Here is a 21,233-nt window from a genome sequence, read left to right as displayed (position 1 = left end):
ACAACCTTTAGTATAAGCTTCCTGTATTAATAACTGGTTGCGCACCTTTATCTGAAACGATGGCAACTAATAAATTGTTCACCATATTTGCTTTACGCTCGTCATCGAGTTCCAGTACGCCTTCTTCATCTAACATATGGATTGAATCTTTCGCCATTTTTACAGCACCTTCAACAATCTCTTTTCTAGCAGCTAATACTGCTTTTGCTTGTTGACGTTGGAGCATTGCATGGGCGATTTCTGTTGCGTAAGCTAAGTGTGTTAAACGAGTTTCTAATACTTCTACGCCAGCGATTTCAAGTCGTGCTTCTAACTCACGCTTTAATTCTTCAGAGATTTCTTCAGTATTTCCTCGTAACGTGATGCAAGTTTCATCTTGGAAATTATCATAAGGATATTTTGTAGCAACGTGGCGGATTGCTGTTTCACTTTGAATTTCTACGAATCGATCGTAATGCTCAACACCAAACATTGCTTTTGCGGAATCAACCACTTTATATACGATAACGGCTGCAATTTCAATTGGATTGCCCTCAACATCGTTTACTTTTAATTTCTTACTGTTAAAGTTTTCAACACGTAAAGATACAGTTTGACGAAACGCGAATGGAATTGTTAAAAATAAACCATTTTGACGGATTGTTCCTAAATAACTACCGAAAAACGTAATTACTTTTGCTTGGTTTGGTTGAACAATACCAATACCTGTAGTGAGAACTGCGGCTAAAATAATAGTTAATGCTGCTACTATGAAAATTTCTTGTACAAGGCAAAATACACCGATAGCGGCTAAAATCAAAATTCCGATAATACCGAGAAATCCATTAACATAAAATACTTGTTTTTCTTTCATATGATCGCCTCCTGATATAAAAATGATATCACTTTTATATCATTACATGCAAGGGCTTTATACCTAATTTTCCGAATTTTATCAATTGATATCTTTTATGTACGTTTTAGGGATAAAACTCCAAAAGGATAAGAATGTACGTTCTGTTTTGTGGTAAAATAAAGAAGACTTAGCCGCCCACTGCAGCAGCTAAGTCTCTTTGAGAGCATCTTGCATCGTGACAAATGATTCAAAGCGGTTTTGCCAGGATTAATTCTTCAATCGCTGACTCAATCTCTTTGTCAGAAGTATCATAACTTCCATTTGACTTTGGCTTGTCATGACTGGAAGCTGGATTAACTTCTTCTTTATTATGTCCTTTTTCAGTGAAATTCATGCTAGGCATTTTAAATGCGCTCATATTCATATATTTTCCAAACTTACAGGCTTCAACAATAGGGCAGAAACGAACGATTCCCTCCGCAATTTTCATGGCACCAATCCAGAGCAAAACTTTAGACCAAGTGCACCAAGGTTTACGTACGAGTTTAGCTGTACTACAACCGAAGAGGATGAGTCCGAGTGTGATTCGAATTAGAGCACTAATTGTGCCGATGTTTTGCTTCATTAGAAAAACACTCCTTTTTAATTAACTTCGAAATAGAAATGCTATTTCATTTGTTAGTATTCCTTATAAGTTTTTTGATATGTAATCCAACATTTGACGTTGAAAAAGATGTTGGATTGGGCGTGTGTGTAGGTAGCTTTTTTTGTTATAATGAAAGAATGCGTAAAAGGAAGTTCAAAAAGTCCGGTAAAGATAGCTGTCGCATTTCATCGTTGCATACGCCAGTCCGGTAAAGATATAGCAAGGAAGTTAAAAACTCCTGATAAAAATCAACTGTTATTTTGAACAGAAATATATATAACTAGAGAAAAGAAAGGGTGTTTTCATGTACGATATTTCCGGATGGAAACATGTATTTAAGCTTGATCCAAATAAGGAGTTAAGTGACGAACATTTAGAAATGATTTGTGAATCTGGAACGGATGCTGTTATTGTAGGCGGAAGTGATGGAGTTACAATTGATAATGTATTACACATGCTAGTTAGCATTCGTAGATATGCAGTTCCTTGTGTGTTAGAGGTTTCTGATTTGGAAGCAATTACACCGGGATTTGATTTTTATTACATCCCAAGTGTTTTAAATAGCCGAAAAGTAGAATGGGTAACAGGTGTTCATCATGAGGCATTGAAAGAATTTGGGGATATTATGGACTGGGACGAAATTTTCATGGAAGGGTATTGTGTTTTAAATCCAGAAGCGAAAGTAGCCCAGCTTACAGATGCAAAATGTGATTTAACAGAAGATGATGTTATTGCATATGCACGTTTAGCAGACAAGCTATTACATTTACCGATATTCTATTTAGAATATAGCGGGACGTATGGAGATATTGAACTTGTTAAAAATGTAAAAGCAGAATTGAAGCAAGCTAAGCTATATTATGGCGGTGGTATTTCTAATGCAGAACAAGCGAAAGAAATGGCACAGTATGCTGATACAGTAGTTGTTGGAAATGTTATTTATGATGATATAAAAGCTGCGTTAAAAACAGTTAAAGCAGTAAAAGGAGAGTAGGTGCAGGCGCATATGAGTACGACAGATAGGTTATTAAATGGTTTAAATCCGCAGCAACAAAAAGCAGTACAAACAACAAATGGAGCACTTCTATTAATGGCAGGCGCAGGTAGTGGGAAAACACGTGTGTTAACACACCGTATTGCGTATTTACTTGGTGAAAAAGGTGTGGCGCCATGGAATGTACTAGCAATTACCTTTACAAATAAAGCTGCTCGTGAAATGCGTGAGCGTATTGATAAACTTGTTGGACCAGAAGCAGAAGATATTTGGATTTCTACGTTCCACTCTATGTGCGTACGTATTTTACGACGTGATATTGACCGCATTGGGATTAATCGTAACTTTACGATTTTAGATGCAGGTGATCAGTTAACTGTAGTAAAGAAAATTATGAAGGAGCGCAATATTGACCCGAAGAAGTTTGAACCACGTTCCATTTTAGCGGGTATTAGTAATGCGAAAAATGAACTGTTATCTGCAGATAAATATGCAAAAAAAATTACAACCGCTGATCCATATGAAAAATTAACGAGCGATGTATATACAGAATATCAAAAACGCCTTCTAAAAAATAACTCATTAGACTTTGATGATTTAATTATGACGACGATTCAGCTATTTGAACGCGTTCCAGAAGTGCTAGAGTTCTATCAGCGTAAGTTCCAATATATTCACGTTGATGAGTATCAAGATACGAACAAAGCCCAGTACCTTCTTGTTAAACATTTGGCATCACGTTTTAAAAACCTTTGTGTTGTTGGTGATTCGGATCAGTCTATTTACCGCTGGCGCGGGGCTGACATTTCTAACATTTTGTCATTCGAAAAAGACTATGAGAATGCGCAAGTTATTCTGTTAGAACAAAACTATCGTTCATCACAAAATATTTTAAATGCAGCTAATGCTGTAATTGAAAAAAACTCAAACCGTAAACCGAAGAAATTATGGACAGACAATCAAATTGGGAGCAAAATCTCGTATTATCGTGCTGCAACCGAAAAGGACGAAGCGTATTTTGTTGCGAAAAAAATTCGTGATGATATTCAAATGGGGAACCGAAAATATACTGATTTTGCAGTGTTATATCGTACGAATGCCCAGTCTCGTATGATCGAGGAGATTTTCCTGAAATCTAATATCCCTTACAAAATTGTCGGCGGTACTAAGTTCTACGACCGCAAAGAGATTAAAGACATTTTGGCGTACTTACGTTTAATTGGGAATCCAGATGATGAGATTAGTTTTGCGCGTATTATTAACATGCCAAAGCGCGGGGTTGGTGCGACTTCTATTGATAAAATTATTAATTACGGTGTACAAAATGGAATTTCATTAACTGCTGTATTAGATGAGATTGAGCATGTTGGAGTAAGTGCAAAAATTACAAAGGCAGTAAAAGAATTCGCAGGTTTATTACACAACTGGGTAAATATGCAAGAGTATTTATCTGTTACAGAATTAGTAGAAGAAGTTATTGAAAAAACAGGCTATCGCGATATGCTGAAAAATGAGCGTTCTTTAGAAGCAGAAGGTCGTTTAGAAAACTTAGACGAGTTTTTATCTGTTACGCAAACATTCGAATCTCAAAGTGAAGATAAGAGCCTTGTTGCATTCTTAACAGACTTAGCTCTTGTTGCTGATATTGATCGTGTAGATGAAGATCCAACTGCTGGTGAGGAAGTTATTTTAATGACGATGCACTCAGCAAAAGGATTAGAGTTCCCAGTTGTCTTTATTGTTGGCTTAGAGGAAGGGATATTCCCACATACTCGTTCTCTTATGGAAGAAGATGAAATGCAAGAAGAGCGTCGTCTTGCTTATGTAGGTATTACTCGTGCAGAAGAAGAGTTATATTTATCGAATGCGCAAATGCGTACTTTATTTGGTAGAACAAGTATGAATGCAGCATCTCGATTTATTACAGAAATCCCGGCAGAACTAGTAGAACCATTAAATGAAACAGCACCGAAGCGTGAAACTTCGTTTGGTGCAAAAGGAAGAACGACAAGCGCAACTACAACACGTTCTCGTTCAGCTTTCGCGCGTCCGGCTGTTAAGACGACAGGTGGCGAGCAAATTGGCTGGGCAATAGGCGATAAAGCTGCTCACCAGAAGTGGGGAGTCGGTACAGTTGTAAGTGTAAAGGGTGAAGGTGATTCAAAAGAATTAGATATTGCGTTCCCAAGCCCAATTGGTATTAAACGTTTATTAGCAAAATTTGCACCTGTGACGAAACAATAGGAAAGGACTGAGGATATGTCAAAAGAGATAGCCAAAAAGCGTATAGAAGAACTGCGTGATTTGTTAAATACATTTAACTATCAATATCACGTATTAGACAATCCTTCTGTTTCTGATGCGGAATATGACCGTGATATGCAGGAGCTTATGAAATTAGAAGCAGAGAACCCTGAATTTGTAACGGAAGACTCCCCCTCTATTCGAGTTGGGGGAGCTGTACTTGATATATTTGAAAAGGTAACGCATAAATCACCGATGTTAAGTTTAGGTAACGCATTTAATGAAGGAGATTTGCGTGATTTTGACCGAAGAGTACGTCAAGGAATTGATGATACGAATGTAAGATATATATGCGAATTAAAAATTGACGGACTTGCTGTTTCACTTCATTATGAAAAAGGACGCTTTATTCAAGGTGCAACACGTGGTGATGGTGTAACGGGTGAAGATATTACCCAAAACTTGAAAACGATTAAAGCAATTCCACTTCGATTAAATGAAGAAGTAACGTTAGAAGCGCGAGGCGAGGCTTACATGCCGAAGCGTTCATTCGTTAAATTAAATGAGGAAAAAGAGCAAAATGGTGAAGATGTATTTGCGAATCCACGTAATGCGGCAGCAGGATCGATACGCCAACTTGATCCGAAAATTGCAGCGAAGCGTAACTTATCTATGTTTGTGTATGGTCTTGCTAATGTAGAAGAAAAAACAATTCCATCCCACAGTGAATCACTGGATTTCTTAGGTGAGCTTGGATTTAAGACGAATCCAAATCGTCGTACATGTGAAACAATTGAAGACGTAATAGCCTATGTAGAAGAGTGGCAAGAAAAACGCCCGCATCTTGATTATGAGATTGACGGAATCGTTATAAAAGTAGACGATGTTACTATTCAAGAAAGCTTAGGAACTACAGCAAAGAGTCCAAGATGGGCAATAGCTTATAAATTCCCGGCTGAAGAAGTTGTGACGAGATTAACAGGGATTGAATTAAGTGTCGGCCGCACAGGGGTTGTAACACCAACTGCGGAGCTCGAGCCAGTTAGAGTGGCTGGAACTATCGTTCGTCGTGCTTCTTTACATAACGAAGATTTAATTCGTGAAAAGGATATTCGAATTGGTGACTACGTTGTTGTGAAAAAGGCTGGAGATATCATTCCTGAAGTTGTGAACGTTATTTTTGATAAGCGTACTGGTGAGGAAGAAGAATATCATATGCCAACGCATTGTCCAGCATGTGAGAGTGAACTTGTTCGTTTAGAAGAAGAAGTAGCACTTCGATGTATAAATCCGACTTGTCCAGCTCAAATTCGTGAAGGGTTAATCCATTTCGTTTCAAGAAATGCAATGAATATTGATGGACTTGGAGAACGTGTAATTACACAACTCTTTGATGCGGATTATATTCGTACGTTTGCTGATTTATATTCATTGACGAAAGAGCAATTATTACAGCTAGAACGTTTCGGTGAAAAATCAGCAACAAATTTAGTACAAGCAATTGAGAATTCTAAGGAAAACTCATTAGAGCGATTATTATTCGGTCTTGGTATTCGTCATGTCGGTGCGAAAGCGGCACGTACATTTGCTGAGCATTTCGAAACGATGGATGAGCTTGTGAAAGCAAAGGAAGAAGAACTAAAAACAATTAACGAGATTGGTGAAAAAATGGCTCAATCCGTTGTAACGTATTTCGATAATGAAGACGTATTAGAGCTATTACAACAATTTAAAGAGTATGGCGTGAACATGGCATACAAAGGTATAAAAATTGCTGATTTACAAAATGTTGAATCGTACTTCGCAGGAAAAACTGTCGTCTTAACAGGGAAATTAGAAGTTATGGGCCGCAGTGAAGCGAAGAAGAAGATTGAGGCATTAGGTGGAAAAGTAACAGGAAGTGTTAGTAAAAGTACGGATTTAGTTGTTGCTGGTGAAGCTGCTGGTTCGAAATTAGCGCAAGCAGAGAAGCACAATGTTGAAGTTTGGAATGAAGAGAGGTTCTTACAAGAGCTGAATAAGTAAGAGGTGCAAACTTACGATGAAAAAAATAGCGTTAGCGGTATTAAGTCTTGGCCTACTTGTAAGTGGGTGTAGTATGGGTTCTAACAAAGATGAAAAAACAGTTGAGAAATCGGGGAAAGCGAAAGAGCAAGCTGTTATCCCGAAGTACTCGATTTCGGATGAATATTATAAGACAACGGTTCCATTTAATCCAGGTGAGGCACGTGGATTAGTTGTACAAGGTTTAAATAGTCGTCTAGATATAGAGGAGTTTGAAACGGGGCTAATGCGGATTGCCAAAGAATCATTTAGCACGAAAGATTATGTCTTTAAAGGTGGAGACGTTTTAAACGCTCAATATATACAAATGCTTGTAAAAAGAAAGCGTACAGATGCTGAACAAAAAGAGCTAGAGGACAAGTTGAAAAAAGATGCAGTTAATTTTCCGAATATAGGGTTGAATCCAGCCTTAAGTGAAGGATCAGAATCGCTAGAAGTAAAGAATAAAAAAAATCCAATGTATATCTCAAATATTTTAGAGCATGATTACTACGTACAAAAAGGTGAGAACGATGTTGAACGTGGTGGCATTGTAGTTGGATTAGCGATGAATTCTGTTCAATATTATGAGGAAGAGCATGGTTATCCGCGTGAGGCTGCAATCCCAGATGAAAAAATGTTAGCTGAAGGGAAAAGGATGGCACAAGAAATTTTGAAAGTCATGCATCAAAAAGACGCTGCCACAAAAAATGTTCCGATAACATTTGCAATTTATCGTCAAGGTCCAAAGTCTTCACTTGTGCCAGGGAATTTTGTTTCTTATGCCAAGGTAGAAAAGGGTAGTGAAACGGTTGAGGATTGGAAAGCAATCAATGAGAAATATTATTTGTTCCCGTCTGAACAAGCAAAAGCGGATAATAAACGTGAAGATCTTGCAAGGGTGTCAAACTTTAAAGCGAAGTTAAGTGAGTATTTCCAAGGCGATTATACAGCTGTTATTGGTACTGGAATGTATAGAGATGATGAATTAAAAGAAATGAAGCTCGATATTCCTGTCCAATTCAATGGAAAAGCTGAAGTAATTGGATTTACACAATATGTAGCTGGACTTGTTATGGAATACTTCCCGAATTATATGAAAGTACAAGTAACAATTAAATCTGTAGAACGTCCAGAAGCAATTATTATACGTGAAGCGAAGCAAGATGAACCGTTTGTGAAAATTTTAGATTAAAAGATGAGAGCTGTTCCATAAAGGAACAGCTTTTTTTCTTGAAAAATTTTGTTATAATTTTAAATGTTATAAATAAAGGGGTAAGGGGCAAAGTCATGGAAGAACTAAGCTTGCAAGTCATTATTTTATTAATTGCATTCGGGTTTTTAGCTGCTTTTATTGATTCGGTTGTTGGAGGAGGAGGGTTAATTTCGCTTCCTGCACTTATGTTTGTTGGTTTATCACCAGCCTCGGCAATCGCAACGAATAAATTAGCTGCAACGATGGGGACGCTTACGAGTACAATTTATTTTATTCGATCAGGCAAGGTGGATTTTCGGATTGTAGGAAAGTTAATCCCGTTAACTATTATTGGAGCGGTAGCAGGCGCTTTAGTAGTAAAGTTTATTCCACCTGATATTTTGCGTCCACTAGTGCTCGTAATGTTGGTTTTTATTGCCATTTATATTATTGCGAAAAAAGATTGGGGAAGTGCATCCACCTATAAAAAGATGACAAAAGGGAAAACATTAATGTTTTTCTTTGTTATTTTAATGATAGGATTTTATGATGGTTTTTTTGGACCGGGGACAGGATCCTTTTTAATTTTTGCATTTTTATTAATTGGTTTGGATTTTATCCAAGCGGCAGCATCTGGAAAACTTTTGAACTTCGTTAGTAATATCGTATCTTTAATTACTTTTTTATTTTTAGACGTAATTCATTTTGAATACGGTATTATTATGGGATTATCAATGATTTTAGGTGCTTATTTTGGATCGAAGTTTGCGGTTCAAAAAGGTGTTGGATATGTAAGGACTTTATTTTTATTAGTTACTATATTATTAATCGGGAAAAATGTTTTGGAATATACTCATATTTTGTAGATTCATACGTATGTATGAATCTCTTTTTTTTTATTATATTTTAAAAATTTATTAATTTTTAAAATATAAGTCTAGGAATATTTGAATAAATCTAAATTATCGTGTAGAATAATGTTGTAAAATGTAAACGTTTTTCTAAGGGGAGGCTAAAAAAATGGTAGTAGCATACAAACATGAGCCATTTACAGATTTTTCAGTAGAGGCTAACAAATTAGCGTTTGAAGAGGGTTTAAAGAAAGTAGAATCTTATCTTGGACAAGACTATCCATTAATTATCGGGGGAGAAAAAATCACTACAGAAGACAAAATTGTTTCTGTAAACCCTGCAAATAAAGAGGAACTTGTTGGTCGCGTTTCAAAAGCAAGCCGTGAGTTAGCTGAAAAAGCAATGCAAGTAGCGGATGCAACATTCCAAACTTGGAGAAAGTCAAAACCAGAAATGCGTGCAGACATTCTATTCCGTGCTGCAGCAATCGTTCGTCGTAGAAAACATGAGTTCTCTGCTATTCTTGTAAAAGAAGCAGGAAAACCTTGGAATGAAGCAGACGCTGATACAGCAGAAGCAATCGACTTTATGGAATATTATGGTCGTCAAATGTTAAAATTAAAAGACGGTATGCCAGTAGAAAGCCGTCCAATTGAATATAATCGTTTCTCTTACATTCCATTAGGAGTAGGTGTTATCATTTCTCCTTGGAACTTCCCATTCGCAATTATGGCAGGTATGACAACAGCTGCTTTAGTTTCTGGTAACACAGTATTACTAAAACCAGCTAGTACAACTCCTGTAGTAGCAGCGAAATTTATGGAAGTATTAGAAGAAGCAGGTTTACCAGCTGGCGTAGTAAACTTCGTTCCAGGTAACGGTTCTGAAGTTGGTGACTACTTAGTAGATCACCCTCGTACACGTTTCGTTAGCTTCACTGGATCACGCGATGTAGGTATCCGTATTTATGAGCGTGCAGCAAAAGTAAATCCAGGACAAATTTGGTTAAAACGTGTTATCGCTGAAATGGGCGGTAAAGATACAATGGTTGTTGATAAAGAAGCAGATCTTGAATTAGCAGCTAAATCTATCGTTGCATCAGCATTCGGATTCTCAGGACAAAAATGTTCTGCATGTTCTCGTGCAGTAATCCATGAAGATGTATACGATCACGTATTAAATCGTGCTGTTGAATTAACAAAAGAATTAACAGTAGGTAACCCAGATGCAAAAGATATCAACATGGGACCTGTTAATGACCAAGCTGCATTCGATAAAGTAATGAGCTATGTTGCAATTGGTAAAGAAGAAGGTAAAATCGTATCAGGTGGCGAAGGAGACGATTCTAAAGGCTGGTTCATCCAACCAACAATCGTTGCTGACGTTGCAGAAGATGCTCGTTTAATGAAAGAAGAAATCTTCGGACCAGTAGTAGCATTCTGTAAAGCAAAAGACTTTGATCATGCACTTGCAATTGCAAATAATACAGAATACGGTTTAACAGGAGCAGTTGTTTCTAACAACCGTGACCATATTGAAAAAGCACGCGAAGACTTCCACGTTGGTAACTTATACTTCAACCGTGGATGTACTGGTGCAATCGTAGGTTACCAACCATTCGGTGGCTTTAACATGTCTGGTACAGACTCTAAAGCAGGTGGACCTGACTACTTAGCACTACACATGCAAGCAAAAACTACTTCTGAAACTTTATAAGAAATAGTAGAAGAGATCTTCACAGTATGTGAAGATCTCTTCTTTTTGAGAAACTCTCTATAATAGAAGCTAGTTAATTTGAATCGAGAAATAGTTACCAAATATTACTACGAATTCTTTAGAATTAGCTAAACCCTATTAATATCGGGATAAACATGAAAATAGAAACAAAACAACGAGAAAAATCGACTTGTTAGTCATATTTTTTAGTATTTATTTTGAGGATTTCCTGTATAATACAATTTGAAAGAAAATCTATGGTTCGACAAGAGAACACTCCTTTCGGTTTTGCTAACTGAAAGGAGTGTTTTTTTAGGTCGCTAAAAACTCTTCTGTACTCATTATATTTGCGTATACTCCATTTAAACTCGCCAAAATTGTATTATGAATATAAACAGCTGGTATAGTAGCGTTCTTAAATGAAAGATTTTTTGTAGCACAAGCATCGTGTATTACAGTACAGTGAAGGCCAAAATCAAAAGCAGCCCTTACTGTAGCATCAATACACATATGGGTCATCATCCCGCATATTAAGACGTGCTCAATTCCTGAACGTTGTAATCGCTCTAGAAGGTCAGTTTCTCGGAAGCTATTTGGATAATGTTTAAGTATAACGGTTTCCTCTCTAAGTGGACGGACATTTTCGTGAATATGGACACCTTCTGTATTGGGTAGGAAAAAAGTAGCGTCATTTTTGATAGCTACATGTTGGATATGAAAAATAGGTTCGTTTCTAATTCTAAAATGTTGTAGTAGCTGACTAGCATATTCACTTGCTTCTACTGGATTACGTAATTCCATCTTTCCATTTGGAAAATAATCATTTTGAATATCGACGAGCAAAAGGGCTGTTTTCATATATGTATCTTCCTCCGATTTCATATTCAAATACTGTTATTCAATTAGTAGAGAAGATTCTCCTTTTTAAAAGTATGAGTGAGGATGATTTTACATAACTATAAAAATCACTATTGTATTGTGATTTTTCATTTGAAAATTTTAATAGAGAGATAATTAATGTTTTTCTGAAAAATGTATTGACTCTTATTATTCTGAGTTCTATAATAAGAATTAATTAAATGACAATTAAATCGATACACTCTTATCCAGAGAGGTGGAGGGACTGGCCCTACGATACCTCAGCAACGGGTTTTTTAATACCGTGCTAATTCCAGCAAGCTTAAAGTAGGCTTGGAAGATGAGAAGATGTGAACGAGTACATATAAGTGCTCTCCTTCTTATCTTTTACAAGTGATAAGAAGGAGAGCACTTTTTATTTTACCTCGAAAGCTCTACTTCAAGTTTTACAGCATATAGGGAGGGAAGAAAATGATTTCTTTTAACAATGTAAGTAAAGTATATGAATCAGGTGGGCAATCTGTTCATGCGGTAGAGGATGTAACGCTGTCAGTTGAAAAGGGCGAAATTTTTGGCATTATCGGATTTAGTGGTGCTGGAAAGAGTACGTTATTACGTTTAGTAAATATGTTAGAAAGACCAACTGCGGGAACGATTTCAATAGATGATAAAGATATTACATCGTTATCGACGAAAGAGTTACGGAAACTAAGACAAAGAATTGGAATGATTTTTCAAAGCTTTAATCTATTTAATTCAAGAACAGTGTTTGGGAACATTGCTTATCCATTAAGGTTAGCAAAATTGCCGAAGAATGAGATAAAAGAAAGAGTGAATGAACTACTAAAATTTGTTGGTTTAGAAGATAAAGCGAACTATTATCCAGAACAGTTATCAGGTGGGCAAAAGCAGCGTGTTGGGATTGCAAGAGCACTTGCGACATCACCGGATATTCTCATATGTGATGAGGCAACATCAGCTTTAGATCCGGAAACAACAACAGAAATTTTAAATTTATTAAAGAAAGTAAATCGAGAATACAATTTAACAATTCTTCTTATTACACACGAAATGCACGTTGTGAAAGAAATATGTCACCGTGTAGCTGTAATGGAGAAGGGAAAAGTTATTGAAGAAGGAAAACTGTTTGATGTTTTCACACAACCAAAAACAAAGACAACTCAAAACTTTATACGTTCTGTTATTAATGACCACTTACCAGAAAGTGTTCTAGCGAAAATTCAAAATGGAGGTCAGATTTACCGCCTAACTTTTACTGGTGAGGAGACAGGACAGCCGGTACTATCGTATATCGCAAAAAACTATAACGTCGATGTAAATGTACTGTATGGAAATATTATTGAGCTTCAAAACGTGCTATTTGGAAATCTACTTGTAGAACTACAAGGTGAACAGAAAGAAATTCAAAAAGCATTACAACATCTAAAACTGCAAGTGCAGCTGAAGGAGGTAGAAGCTCATGCGAGTTGATTGGAGTATATTTTGGCCTCGCATATTAGATGCGACAGGGGATACCCTCTTAATGGTAATTGTAACCCTTATATTCGCTACAATTCTTGGTATACCTCTAGGTTTACTTTTATATGTGACACGCAAAGGAAACTTTTTAGAAAACAAATGGGTCTTTTCTATTCTTAATATCGTAATTAATACAATTCGTCCGGTTCCATTCATTATCTTTTTAGTAGCTTTAAGTCCGATAACAAGAAGTGTTATTGGAACGACGATTGGAACAGCAGCAGCAGTCTTTCCAATGACGTTAGTTGCATCAATTGGTATTGCTAGAATGGTTGAAACAAATCTTGTTTCTGTTCCGAAAGGGGTAATTGAAGCAGCACAAGCAATGGGCGCTTCACCACTTAGAATTGTTTTTGAAATCCTCGTGCCAGAAGCTTTAGCACCATTAATCTTAGGTGTCACGTTTATGACAGTTGGTTTAATTGAATTTTCTGCAGTTGCTGGGCTTGTCGGTGGTGGCGGTCTTGGTGACTTAGCAATGACATATGGTTATCAACGCTTTGATACGTCAGTTATGTTCGTAACGGTCGTTTTACTTATTATTCTTGTACAGATAGCTCAAAATTTAGGAAACTACTTTGCGAAAGTCTTTTTACGCAGATCATAAAAAGGAAGAGGGGAAAAGAAAATGAAGAAAATTTTAGCATTTGCATTATCAGCGATTGTAGGAATTACAGCCTTAAGCGGCTGCTCAGGTGGAGACACAGGTGCAGGAGCGAAAGAGAAAGTAGTTCGCGTCGGTGTAACTGGAACAGATGGAGACGCTTGGGAAATTTTAAAGAAAAAAGCTGAAAAAGAAGGGATTAAAATTAAACTGGTTGAGTTCTCTGATTACACAACCCCCAACAAAGCGTTAGCTGATGGAGATATTGAACTAAACTCATTCCAGCACATTGCTTTCTTAGAGCAATTTAAAAAGGAACATAAGTTAGATATTACAGCTGTTGGTACAACACAAATTGCACCGATGGGCTTATACTCTGAAAAATATAAGAAAGCAAATGAAATCCCAGATGGTTCAGAAATTGCTATTCCAAATGATCCAACGAACCAAGCGCGTGCATTAAAACTTCTTGATGCAGCTGGATTATTAAAGCTTAAGAAAGATTTCGGTCTATTTGGAGATCCAAGCGGCATTGCTGAAAATCCGAAGAAGTTAAAGATTACACCGGTTATCGCACAGCAAACACCTCGTGTATTAAAAGATGTAGCAGCTTCAGTTATTAATAACGGTGTTGCTGGTCAAGCTGGATTAGACCCAGCGAAGGATCCAATTTTCTTAGAAGATCCAAATAATGAAAATGCAAAGGCCTATATTAATATTTTCGCAGCTCGTACGAAAGATAAAGCTGATCCAACACTGAAAAAAGTAATTGAACTATATCATTCAAAAGAAGTAACAGATGCAATTAAGAAAGAAACAAATGATGGTTCAATTTCAGTAGATCTTTCACTTGATGAGCTTGAAAAAATCGTGAAATAATTATTGAGTTTAACGACTAACAGTAGGAACCCCTCCGCTGTTAGCTCGTTCAACATATAATCTACTTAACAAACAAAACCCTAATTCTGTACCTTCCAATTTTGTATAACATAGAATCCAATGTTTGTTAAGTAGAGTGATGGACCAGGAGTTTTCCTGGTCTTTTTTATTAATGAAAGCAGCTAGCGAATAGTAAGGTAATCCAAATTATAATGGGGTAAGAAAATAAGCTGAAAACGAGTGTAATTACGAATTGCTTTTTATGAATTAAGTGTTTTTGTGATGAAAAAAAGAAAATAGAAAAGAGGGTAATGAAAACCGCGGATATTACGCCGGGATTATAGGAGCGATAAATGAAAAACAAAATAATATGTTGAACAGAGTTGAAGAAGATAGCTCCTTGTATAAAGATAATCCAGTGTATAGAAGATAACACGTTTAGTTGATATAGGAGGACGATAAGTAAGACAAAAGTTGTTAATGCGGAAATTGCAATGAAAAATTGTTGGCTAGTTATAAGGTGAATTGAAAATTGATTAGCAAGATATTGTGGCATCTGGAAAGATTCTTCAAGGTTATGAATGAAAAATAGTAAAGGAACGATCCAAAGCATAATAGTGGAATGTTTTTTCAGCAACTTACATCACTCCAATAAAGGTATAGAAAGCCTAAAAAGGCCCTCTATACAAAGATAGTTATTCAATTATAATACTTTTTAAATTACCTTCGTGATGCTCTTGTTCTTTCGGATAAGTAGCTAGCTCCTCCTGTAAAATATTTAGTACTTGCTTAGCTGATTGCTGGATTGGATTCGGGAGCTCTTCTAATATACGTATACCGAATTTTATTTTTGTACGAATTACCCTTCGTAGCAGTTCATCATGCATGCACTACACCCCCAAACCGAATGTTTAGTACATCCCCTTCAAACTTTGCTCCTTGAATAGAAAGATGTGTTAACGTTTTTGGTAATGTGATGTTCCGTTTAGCAGAACCAGCTCGAATAATAAGCTCATCACCTTTTTGATTTAATGAAAGTTCACTTTTGTTTGAGAAGGGAATGGAAAGAACAAAAATATATTCATCGCCATCCTTTTTTACATATTGTGTGCGCCCATTAAATTTCACCTCAGTAGGACAAGGATCAGTTTTGAATAAAGCATTTCCTACACGCTCTAACATAGGCAAACCAACAACTTCTTGTTCAAACATCGGAGCTTCGTAAATAGGAATTGGCTGAAAACTATCTTTAATTAACGCTTTATATTTCTTTTGTGTATCTTTCCATGCTTGAAAGTAAGGATCGGTGACAGTGTTAGGGATGACGCGGTTAATCATAATGGCATCTACGTTATAATCGTATAAGTTTAAATAAGTAAAACTACGCTGAGCTTCTTTAATGACCATTTTTTCAGGATTCACAACAACGCGAATACTCGTTACTTCTCGGTTTGATAAAATATCTCTCATTTCTCCAAGTTGTTCAAGCGTATTCGTTAATTCGTCCATAATATCATCGGTTGGAAGGGGGACACCAAGAAGTGGTTGAGCTACAGGACGAACGATTTTTAAAACTTTTCTTTTAATAGGAAAGAGTTTTTCCATCCACCAGCCGAGCATGTCTGGAAAGCTGAGCATTGCTAAAGTTTCTCCAGTCGGTGCGCAATCAATAATGATGACGTCGTAAGTGCTGTGTTTATAATAATCGAGTACTCGAAGTAAGCTAATTAAATCTTCCATACCAGGGAACATCGTTAATTCTTCTGTCGTAATATCATCAGCTGCTTTGGAAGTGAAGAGTAGTGTAATATATTTCTGCAATTTCCCCCAGCCTTTTTCCATTTCATAAATAGTATTAATTTCTTGTGCCCACAAGTTTTCGCGAATTTCTAGTGGTTCAGAAGATAGTTTTATGCCAAATGAATCTCCTAAACTATGAGCGGGATCTGTGCTCATTACTAATGTTTTTAATCCTTGTTTTGCACTTTGGATTGCTGTTGCTGCTGAAATACTAGTTTTTCCTACGCCGCCTTTACCTGTATACAAAATAATTCTCATCATTAATATCCCCTTTGTTTCGAATGTCGAATATTACGAGTGTCGAAATATTTAATTGAATAAAAACCCAACTAGGGTCTTATTCAATCGGAATGTTTTTCATTTTAGGTGTAGAAACCTTTTCTTCTGTTTTTTGCTGTGACGTAGCAATGTGATTCATGATCTTTTGGAATATTTGTAGTAAGAATGCTTTTTCTTCTTCTGACAATGCGTCTGTCACTAGGCTAAAGTAATGGGCCGCATTTTGTTTTACTTCTTGAACGAGCATTACGCCGTTTTCTGTTAAACGAATTAATACAATGCGTCGATCGCTTTCATTCCGGTAGCGTTCAATATATCCCTTTTTTACAAGGCGATTTACAACGCCCGTTGTTGTACTCATCGGTATATCAAGAAGGTCAGCAATTTTTGTCATTGTAATATCTGTATTTCGCTCCATCCAAAGTAAACAAAATACTTCTGTCTTGGAAAGTGTTAAATCAAGGCTTACCCATTCTTCAGGATAGAAAAGTTTCTTGGCGTTATCTAGCAGTAAGTCTAAAAAATGTTCATATTGCAACAATTATTTCCACTCCCGTATATTTCGAGGTTCGTAATATTTGTTTTTATTTTATGTGGAATTGAAATAAATGTCAATATTTTTAATTGTTTTTTCAGATTAGAAAGAAAATTACCTTCAAAATAGAAATTTTTTGTGATAGATTAATAAATAGAAAAAGGGATTTTACATAAAAATCCATTGTGATAAATATATTTATCTATAATGGGTGTACAGCTAACGAGGGGGAGAACGATGAGAAGACGAAATACGCAAGCGTTCACGTTTTTAGCATGGACTTCATTTGTTTGTGCGCTTTCAGGGATGCTAATTGGGATTTACACGTTAGATGAAACGCTTAGTGTAAAAGGGTATTATTTAATTGGAACATTATTTTTAACGATGTCTTGTTTTGTATTACAAAAAACAATTCGTGATAATGAAGAGGATAACGAGAGATTTCCGAAAAATAAACCGTTAGATAAAGAGTAAATCGTAAAGAAGGGCTATTGCCTTTCTTTTTTTATGTAAAAATACCGTAAGTGCCGTGTGTTGACTTGCTTGAAGTACTGGAAATTTGGTATCATCAATAGTATTGTAGATTGAACGATATATTATGGAGGTGGCCTAGCCGTGTCAAGAATTTCCGTTGAGAATGTAAAGCACGTAGCACATTTAGCACGTCTTGCAATTACTGATCAAGAAGCAGAAAAATTCCAAAAACAACTAGATGCAATTGTTACATTTGCAGAACAGTTAAATGAATTAGATACAACAGATGTAAAACCAACAACTCATGTATTAACTATGAAAAATGTTATGCGTGAAGATGTGCCAGAAAAAGGTTTACCAGTAGAAGAAGTATTAAAAAATGCACCGGATCACAAAGATAATCAAATCCGTGTTCCAGCAGTATTAGAATAGAGGAGGGAATTTCGATGTCATTATTTGATCATTCGGTATCAGAGTTACATAAGAAATTAAACAACAAAGAAATTTCCGTTACGGATTTAGTAGAAGAATCTTACAAACGTATTTCGGATGTTGAAGATAACGTAAAAGCTTTTCTTACATTAGATGAAGAAAATGCTCGCGCGAAAGCGAAAGAATTAGATGCTAAGATCGGCGCTGAAGATAATGGTTTATTATTCGGTATGCCAATCGGTGTAAAAGATAACATTGTAACTAACGGTCTTCGTACTACTTGTGCGAGCAAAATGTTAGCAAACTTCGATCCAATTTACGATGCGACAGTTGTACAAAAGCTAAAAGCTGCTGACACAGTTACAATCGGTAAATTAAATATGGACGAGTTCGCAATGGGTTCTTCAAATGAAAACTCAGGTTTCTACGCTACAAAAAATCCATGGAACTTAGATTACGTTCCAGGCGGATCTAGTGGTGGTTCTGCAGCAGCTGTAGCAGCAGGAGAAGTATTGTTCTCTCTAGGTTCTGATACGGGTGGTTCTATCCGTCAGCCAGCTGCATATTGCGGTGTTGTAGGTTTAAAACCAACTTACGGACGCGTATCTCGTTACGGATTAGTAGCATTCGCATCTTCACTTGACCAAATCGGACCGATTACACGTACAGTAGAAGACAATGCATACTTATTACAAGCTATTTCAGGTATTGACCGTATGGATGCAACTTCTGCAAATGTTGAAGTAGGAAACTACTTAGCTGGTTTAACAGGCGACGTTAAAGGTTTACGCATTGCTGTACCAAAAGAATACTTAGGCGAAGGTGTTGGCGAAGAAGCTCGTGAGTCAGTACTAGCTGCATTAAAAGTGTTAGAAGGTATGGGCGCAACTTGGGAGGAAGTATCTCTTCCGCACTCTAAATACGCTCTAGCAACGTATTACTTATTATCTTCTTCTGAAGCATCTGCTAACCTGTCACGCTTTGATGGCGTACGTTATGGTGTTCGTTCTGATAATGTAAATAATTTATTAGATCTTTACAAAAACACACGTAGCGAAGGTTTCGGTGATGAAGTAAAACGTCGTATTATGCTTGGTACATTTGCTCTTAGCTCTGGTTACTATGATGCATATTACAAAAAAGCACAACAAGTACGTACATTAATTAAAAATGACTTTGAAAATGTATTTGCTAACTATGATGTTATTATTGGACCAACAACGCCAACTCCGGCATTTAAAGTGGGCGAAAAAGTGGACGATCCAATGACAATGTATGCAAATGACATTTTAACAATTCCAGTAAACTTAGCGGGTGTTCCAGCGATTTCTGTTCCATGTGGATTCGGTGCTAACAATATGCCACTTGGTTTACAAATCATTGGTAAACACTTCGATGAAACGACAATTTACCGCGTTGCACATGCGTTTGAGCAAGCAACAGACCATCATACAAAAAAAGCAAGTCTGTAAGGAGGCGAGCATAGATGAATTTAGAAACAATTATTGGTTTAGAGGTTCACGTTGAGTTAAAAACAAATTCGAAAATTTTCTCTGCGAGTCCAACAGAATTCGGAGCGGAGCCAAATACACAAACAAGTGTAATTGACTTAGGATACCCAGGGGTACTTCCTACTTTAAATAAGGAAGCAGTTAACTTTGCAATGAAAGCTGCAATGGCATTAAACTGTGAAATCGCAACGGAAACGAAGTTCGACCGTAAAAACTATTTCTACCCAGATAATCCGAAAGCTTACCAAATCTCTCAATTTGATAAGCCAATTGGTGAAAATGGTTGGATTGAAATCGAAGTAGATGGCAAAAAGAAACGTATCGGTATTACACGTCTTCATTTAGAAGAAGATGCTGGTAAATCAACGCATACAGCTGAAGGTTCATTAGTAGATTACAACCGTCAAGGTATGCCTTTAATCGAGATCGTATCTGAGCCAGATATGCGTACTCCAGAAGAAGCATATGCGTATTTAGAGAAGTTAAAATCAATCATTCAATATACAGGTGTATCTGATTGTAAGATGGAAGAAGGTTCTCTTCGTTGTGATGCGAATATTTCACTTCGTCCAGTTGGACAAGAGAAGTTCGGTACAAAAGCAGAACTGAAAAACTTAAACTCTTTCAATTACGTGCAAAAAGGTCTTGAGCATGAGCAAGTGCGCCAAGAAAAAGAACTATTATCTGGCGGTATCATTCAACAAGAAACACGCCGTTATGATGAAGCAACGAAGAAAACAATCTTAATGCGTATAAAAGAAGGATCTGACGATTACCGTTACTTCCCAGAGCCAGACTTAGTTGAACTTTACATCGACGATGAGTGGAAAGAAGAAATTCGTGCTTCTATTCCAGAACTTCCAGATGTACGTAAAGCTCGCTATGTTGAAGAAATTGGCTTACCGGCTTATGATGCACACGTATTAACATTAACGAAAGAGATGTCTGATTTCTTTGAAGCAACAGTTGCAGACGGTGCTGATGCGAAATTAACATCAAACTGGTTAATGGGTGAAGTACTTGCATACTTAAACAAACAACAAAAAGAATTAAAAGACGTTGCATTAACGCCAGCGGGCTTAGCTAAAATGGTTCAATTAATTGAAAAAGGTACAATTTCTTCTAAAATCGCGAAGAAAGTATTTAATGAATTAATTGAAAAAGGTGGAGACCCAGAAGAAATCGTTAAAGCAAAAGGTCTTGTTCAAATTTCTGACGAAGGAACACTTCGTAAGGTTGTAACAGAAATTCTTGATAATAATGAGCAATCTATTGAAGACTTTAAAAACGGTAAAGACCGTGCAATTGGCTTCTTAGTTGGTCAAATTATGAAAGCTACAAAAGGACAAGCAAATCCACCGCTTGTTAACAAAATCTTACTTGAAGAGATTAATAAGCGCTAAAAATAAGAGAGGAATTCTTATTTTTGAACGCTAAAATAGTATAGATTCTTAAAGATTAAACAGAAAAAACACCCGTATTTGGGTGTTTTTTCTGAGTTAATCAAACGTTTGTTTAAATGGTGAAAAATAATTTAAACAAACGTTTGATTAACTGTCAAAAGTGAAAAAATGTTTGTATAGCAACTATGGTATGATAGTTGCAAAAAGGTGGGAATAATGATAAATCTAGACATAGAGAGTTTTTTCATCTCATGAAATAATAGATAATTATTATTCATTATATGTAAATTGATGTGAGAGAATGGATAGACATAAAGTGAAACTTTAATCAGTGGGAGGGTCATCCCCCACTGATTATTAGTTGAACCAATCGGGCATTTACGGGCAGTTGATC

Annotated in this window: 20 protein-coding genes and 1 riboswitch; of the genes, 13 read left to right on the top strand and 7 right to left on the bottom strand. The window is 36.5% G+C overall.

Annotated elements, in window-relative coordinates; translation table 11 throughout:
* Window positions 1-7: 7 nt before the first annotated feature.
* Together FT637_RS21760 and FT637_RS21755 are read right to left on the bottom strand one after the other, a co-directional pair.
* Window positions 8-853: an SPFH domain-containing protein gene (locus tag FT637_RS21760; RefSeq protein WP_193648066.1), complete on the bottom strand. Its 846-nt coding sequence runs from the start codon at window positions 851-853 to the stop codon at window positions 8-10.
* A 229-nt stretch (window positions 854-1,082) separates the two neighbouring features.
* Entirely contained in the window at window positions 1,083-1,460 is a 378-nt protein-coding gene (locus FT637_RS21755; RefSeq protein WP_193648065.1) for a DUF2892 domain-containing protein, read from the bottom strand.
* 325 nt (window positions 1,461-1,785) lie between these two features.
* Here FT637_RS21755 and FT637_RS21750 point away from each other — a divergent pair, with 325 nt between their 5' ends.
* From FT637_RS21750 to pruA, 6 genes are all read left to right on the top strand, one after another.
* Complete coding sequence (locus tag FT637_RS21750; protein WP_193648064.1) at window positions 1,786-2,475, top strand: heptaprenylglyceryl phosphate synthase; 690 nt, start codon at window positions 1,786-1,788, stop codon at window positions 2,473-2,475.
* 12 nt (window positions 2,476-2,487) lie between these two features.
* Complete coding sequence (gene pcrA, locus FT637_RS21745; RefSeq protein WP_193648063.1) at window positions 2,488-4,719, top strand: DNA helicase PcrA; 2,232 nt, start codon at window positions 2,488-2,490, stop codon at window positions 4,717-4,719.
* 15 nt (window positions 4,720-4,734) lie between these two features.
* Window positions 4,735-6,744, top strand: coding sequence for an NAD-dependent DNA ligase LigA (gene ligA, locus FT637_RS21740; protein ID WP_193648062.1), 2,010 nt, complete (start codon window positions 4,735-4,737; stop codon window positions 6,742-6,744).
* Between the two features lie 16 nt (window positions 6,745-6,760).
* On the top strand, window positions 6,761-7,957 hold the full coding sequence (locus FT637_RS21735; RefSeq protein WP_193648061.1) for a CamS family sex pheromone protein: 1,197 nt from the start codon (window positions 6,761-6,763) through the stop codon (window positions 7,955-7,957).
* Between the two features lie 95 nt (window positions 7,958-8,052).
* Complete coding sequence (locus FT637_RS21730) at window positions 8,053-8,823, top strand: TSUP family transporter (protein WP_193648060.1); 771 nt, start codon at window positions 8,053-8,055, stop codon at window positions 8,821-8,823.
* Between the two features lie 154 nt (window positions 8,824-8,977).
* Window positions 8,978-10,525, top strand: a complete 1,548-nt coding sequence (gene pruA / locus FT637_RS21725; protein WP_193648059.1) for an L-glutamate gamma-semialdehyde dehydrogenase — start codon at window positions 8,978-8,980, stop codon at window positions 10,523-10,525.
* Window positions 10,526-10,837: 312 nt separating this feature from the next.
* Here the strand turns inward: pruA and FT637_RS21720 are convergent, their stop codons facing one another.
* Complete coding sequence (locus FT637_RS21720) at window positions 10,838-11,383, bottom strand: cysteine hydrolase family protein (protein WP_193648058.1); 546 nt, start codon at window positions 11,381-11,383, stop codon at window positions 10,838-10,840.
* 241 nt (window positions 11,384-11,624) lie between these two features.
* Window positions 11,625-11,730: riboswitch (SAM riboswitch) on the top strand.
* Window positions 11,731-11,854: 124 nt separating this feature from the next.
* Between FT637_RS21720 and FT637_RS21715 the strand changes: the two genes are divergently transcribed.
* From FT637_RS21715 to FT637_RS21705, 3 genes are read left to right on the top strand one after another with little or no spacing between them, the layout of a single operon-like run.
* Complete coding sequence (locus FT637_RS21715) at window positions 11,855-12,874, top strand: methionine ABC transporter ATP-binding protein (protein ID WP_193648057.1); 1,020 nt, start codon at window positions 11,855-11,857, stop codon at window positions 12,872-12,874.
* Entirely contained in the window at window positions 12,864-13,529 is a 666-nt protein-coding gene (locus FT637_RS21710; RefSeq protein WP_193648056.1) for a methionine ABC transporter permease, read from the top strand. Before FT637_RS21715 ends, FT637_RS21710 begins: the two co-directional genes overlap by 11 nt.
* A gap of 21 nt (window positions 13,530-13,550) precedes the next feature.
* A complete protein-coding gene (locus FT637_RS21705) occupies window positions 13,551-14,405 on the top strand; it encodes a MetQ/NlpA family ABC transporter substrate-binding protein (protein ID WP_193648055.1) in 855 nt (284 codons plus the stop codon).
* Between the two features lie 169 nt (window positions 14,406-14,574).
* Here FT637_RS21705 and FT637_RS21700 read toward each other — a convergent pair whose 3' ends face one another.
* The 4 genes from FT637_RS21700 to FT637_RS21685 form a co-directional block, all read right to left on the bottom strand.
* Entirely contained in the window at window positions 14,575-15,039 is a 465-nt protein-coding gene (locus tag FT637_RS21700; RefSeq protein WP_193648081.1) for an HXXEE domain-containing protein, read from the bottom strand.
* A 61-nt stretch (window positions 15,040-15,100) separates the two neighbouring features.
* Window positions 15,101-15,292: a DUF3926 domain-containing protein gene (locus FT637_RS21695; protein WP_193648054.1), complete on the bottom strand. Its 192-nt coding sequence runs from the start codon at window positions 15,290-15,292 to the stop codon at window positions 15,101-15,103.
* Window positions 15,285-16,466, bottom strand: a complete 1,182-nt coding sequence (locus FT637_RS21690) for an ArsA family ATPase (RefSeq protein ID WP_193648053.1) — start codon at window positions 16,464-16,466, stop codon at window positions 15,285-15,287. Before FT637_RS21690 ends, FT637_RS21695 begins: the two co-directional genes overlap by 8 nt.
* Before the next feature lie 76 nt (window positions 16,467-16,542).
* A complete protein-coding gene (locus FT637_RS21685; RefSeq protein ID WP_000942491.1) occupies window positions 16,543-17,025 on the bottom strand; it encodes a MarR family winged helix-turn-helix transcriptional regulator in 483 nt (160 codons plus the stop codon).
* Window positions 17,026-17,256: 231 nt separating this feature from the next.
* On the opposite strand from FT637_RS21685, the gene FT637_RS21680 reads away from it, so the two are divergent.
* From FT637_RS21680 to gatB, 4 genes are all read left to right on the top strand, one after another.
* A complete protein-coding gene (locus FT637_RS21680) occupies window positions 17,257-17,493 on the top strand; it encodes a YiaA/YiaB family inner membrane protein (RefSeq protein ID WP_001254393.1) in 237 nt (78 codons plus the stop codon).
* Between the two features lie 141 nt (window positions 17,494-17,634).
* On the top strand, window positions 17,635-17,925 hold the full coding sequence (gene gatC, locus FT637_RS21675; protein WP_000086999.1) for an Asp-tRNA(Asn)/Glu-tRNA(Gln) amidotransferase subunit GatC: 291 nt from the start codon (window positions 17,635-17,637) through the stop codon (window positions 17,923-17,925).
* A 14-nt stretch (window positions 17,926-17,939) separates the two neighbouring features.
* The gene (gene gatA, locus FT637_RS21670) at window positions 17,940-19,397 is read left to right on the top strand and encodes an Asp-tRNA(Asn)/Glu-tRNA(Gln) amidotransferase subunit GatA (protein ID WP_193648052.1); all 1,458 of its coding nucleotides are present in this window, start codon (window positions 17,940-17,942) and stop codon (window positions 19,395-19,397) included.
* Between the two features lie 14 nt (window positions 19,398-19,411).
* Window positions 19,412-20,839 carry an Asp-tRNA(Asn)/Glu-tRNA(Gln) amidotransferase subunit GatB gene (gene gatB / locus FT637_RS21665; protein WP_193648051.1) on the top strand — a complete coding sequence of 476 codons (1,428 nt, stop codon included), beginning with the start codon at window positions 19,412-19,414 and terminating at the stop codon, window positions 20,837-20,839.
* Window positions 20,840-21,233 lie beyond the last annotated feature (394 nt).

Origin of the sequence: Bacillus cereus (assembly GCF_015071065.1) — a bacterium.
Classification (GTDB): Bacteria; Bacillota; Bacilli; order Bacillales; family Bacillaceae_G; genus Bacillus_A; species Bacillus_A cereus_BA.
This window is presented reverse-complemented; position numbering and strand designations above follow the sequence as displayed.

What these genes read in the sequence shown, in the direction of transcription:
- FT637_RS21695 (WP_193648054.1), bottom strand. Translation starts at nt 15,292, where the DNA reads ATGCATGATGAACTGCTACGAAGGGTAATTCGTACAAAAATAAAATTC.
- FT637_RS21680 (WP_001254393.1), top strand. Translation starts at nt 17,257, where the DNA reads ATGAGAAGACGAAATACGCAAGCGTTCACGTTTTTAGCATGGACTTCA.
- FT637_RS21715 (WP_193648057.1), top strand. Translation starts at nt 11,855, where the DNA reads ATGATTTCTTTTAACAATGTAAGTAAAGTATATGAATCAGGTGGGCAA.
- FT637_RS21735 (WP_193648061.1), top strand. Translation starts at nt 6,761, where the DNA reads ATGAAAAAAATAGCGTTAGCGGTATTAAGTCTTGGCCTACTTGTAAGT.
- FT637_RS21705 (WP_193648055.1), top strand. Translation starts at nt 13,551, where the DNA reads ATGAAGAAAATTTTAGCATTTGCATTATCAGCGATTGTAGGAATTACA.
- pcrA (WP_193648063.1), top strand. Translation starts at nt 2,488, where the DNA reads ATGAGTACGACAGATAGGTTATTAAATGGTTTAAATCCGCAGCAACAA.
- FT637_RS21720 (WP_193648058.1), bottom strand. Translation starts at nt 11,383, where the DNA reads ATGAAAACAGCCCTTTTGCTCGTCGATATTCAAAATGATTATTTTCCA.
- pruA (WP_193648059.1), top strand. Translation starts at nt 8,978, where the DNA reads ATGGTAGTAGCATACAAACATGAGCCATTTACAGATTTTTCAGTAGAG.
- gatA (WP_193648052.1), top strand. Translation starts at nt 17,940, where the DNA reads ATGTCATTATTTGATCATTCGGTATCAGAGTTACATAAGAAATTAAAC.
- FT637_RS21710 (WP_193648056.1), top strand. Translation starts at nt 12,864, where the DNA reads ATGCGAGTTGATTGGAGTATATTTTGGCCTCGCATATTAGATGCGACA.
- FT637_RS21730 (WP_193648060.1), top strand. Translation starts at nt 8,053, where the DNA reads ATGGAAGAACTAAGCTTGCAAGTCATTATTTTATTAATTGCATTCGGG.
- ligA (WP_193648062.1), top strand. Translation starts at nt 4,735, where the DNA reads ATGTCAAAAGAGATAGCCAAAAAGCGTATAGAAGAACTGCGTGATTTG.
- FT637_RS21755 (WP_193648065.1), bottom strand. Translation starts at nt 1,460, where the DNA reads ATGAAGCAAAACATCGGCACAATTAGTGCTCTAATTCGAATCACACTC.
- FT637_RS21760 (WP_193648066.1), bottom strand. Translation starts at nt 853, where the DNA reads ATGAAAGAAAAACAAGTATTTTATGTTAATGGATTTCTCGGTATTATC.
- gatB (WP_193648051.1), top strand. Translation starts at nt 19,412, where the DNA reads ATGAATTTAGAAACAATTATTGGTTTAGAGGTTCACGTTGAGTTAAAA.
- FT637_RS21750 (WP_193648064.1), top strand. Translation starts at nt 1,786, where the DNA reads ATGTACGATATTTCCGGATGGAAACATGTATTTAAGCTTGATCCAAAT.
- FT637_RS21690 (WP_193648053.1), bottom strand. Translation starts at nt 16,466, where the DNA reads ATGATGAGAATTATTTTGTATACAGGTAAAGGCGGCGTAGGAAAAACT.